Source organism: Enterococcus sp. LJL99, assembly GCF_054871725.1.
Map to the genome: position 1 here is coordinate 1 of NZ_JBTXLT010000031.1, position 1107 is coordinate 1107.

The 1107-nt window shown below is 36.4% G+C and carries 1 protein-coding gene; it reads right to left on the reverse strand.

Annotation, left to right across the window (positions count from 1 at the left end):
• A partial coding sequence (locus ACYSNW_RS18140) for a GBS Bsp-like repeat-containing protein (protein ID WP_461746929.1) occupies window positions 1-1107 on the reverse strand: 1107 nt, incomplete at both ends.

A 1107-nucleotide genomic window follows, 5' to 3' on the forward strand; every position in this document is an offset into this window, starting at 1 on the left:
GTTTTACTGATTGAAGTCATCTTAACCACATTCACATTGACTAATTCTAACTCATACTTGGCTTCATTAAGCTTTTGAAGTTTTCCATCTACAGTACCATAGATATCGGTTTTGAATGCCCCACCATGTTTAAACTCCTTCGAATCAACAATCACTGACCATGAACCATCTGTATCACGTGTTCCTTCTAGCCACTTAATATCGTCTTGTCCATTGGTCATACTCCATGTTGGGAATTGAACTCTTGTTACATTTCCTCCATTTGGATTCGAAATAGTTATTTTCATCTGTGTTTTACTGATTGAAGTCGTCTTAACGACATTTGGTTGTGCAGCTCTACTTACTTTTTCTGGTACTTCCTCCATTGATTGACTCGTTGACTGATTTGTTGCTTCAGTGCTATTCTCTGAATCACTACTTTCAGATGATGTTTCAGCAACTGGAACATCTATTGTCCATCGTTGTTTAGAATCTTCACTTCTTACCTGTAAACTATTTGTTTCTGTAATTGTAAGAAATTGTTTCGTTTTCGATTCGATGTAGTACGTGCCATTTTCTTCACTCACTAAACGCCATTTTTGCTCGTCTTTATCTTGTAGGGTTGTGTAATAAAGAGTGCCACTCGCTTCATTTATCACAGTTAAATAATTTTTAGTTTGACTATTTTGAATCGTCAGCCATCCATCAGCTGTTACATGAAAAAGATGGGTTTGTTTCATTAAAGCTTCTTTGGTATCTGCATAAACAGATCCGTTCTCTGTTTCAGCAAATCGGACCGTCGGATTCACTTCCGAAATAATTTCAACCTCTTTATCTAGATAAGCTGAAGCATCCGCTACTGGATAACTGCTATCAATTTCCTGAGAACTTTCTTTTGTTTCCTCTGTCGAACTAGTTTCAGTGTCACTACTTGATGAAAATGACTCTGTTTCCTCTGTAAATAACGACGTCGTTGTTTGTAAATCACTGCTACTAGAAAGTCCGGTTGATTGTGTTTCATCGGACTGTCCTTCATTAATAGCAAAAGTAACTACTGGACTAGTCGTATAAAAAATCGTTGTTGCTAATAGTCCCAAACAAATAAACTTATTCCATTTTTTCATTAAA